Source organism: Halomonas sp. ND22Bw (genome assembly GCF_003011945.1).
In the GTDB taxonomy this organism is placed as follows: Bacteria; Pseudomonadota; Gammaproteobacteria; order Pseudomonadales; family Halomonadaceae; genus Halomonas; species Halomonas halophila.
This window is the reverse complement of the sequence record NZ_PXWD01000410.1, coordinates 1-342: the sequence shown is the minus strand read 5'-3', so window position 1 is coordinate 342 and position 342 is coordinate 1. Positions and strand designations below refer to the sequence as shown.

The 342-nt window shown below is 67.8% G+C and carries 1 protein-coding gene; it reads left to right on the top strand.

Translation table 11 applies throughout. The features are described 5' to 3' along the window. The coding region (locus tag CVH10_RS18670) for a winged helix-turn-helix domain-containing protein (protein ID WP_146143063.1) at nucleotides 1–174 on the top strand (174 nt) is incomplete at its 5' end. Between the last annotated feature and the right edge of the window lie 168 nt (nucleotides 175–342).

Genomic DNA, 342 nt, shown 5'->3' with positions numbered 1-342 from the left:
CGAGTCTTCAGCCGAACCGAGATCATGCAGGCCTGTTTCGACAATCAGGCGGTGCTGGAACGCACCATCGACAGCCACGTCAGCCACCTGCGCCGCAAGCTGGAGGGCGCCGACGCCGCCGGTCTGCTGACCAATGTGCGGGGCGTGGGCTATCGCCTGGAGGCGGAGGCCTGACGCCTCACGCCGCCGCGAACACCCGCAAACGATGGCCGTCCGGGTCGCCGGCGACGAAGCTGCGCCCGCATCCAAGATCATGAGGCGGCGTCAGGATGCGCGCGCCGCGATCCCACCAGTCGATATGGGCCTGATCGACCGCCGCTGCGCCATCCATCGGAAAGTCGA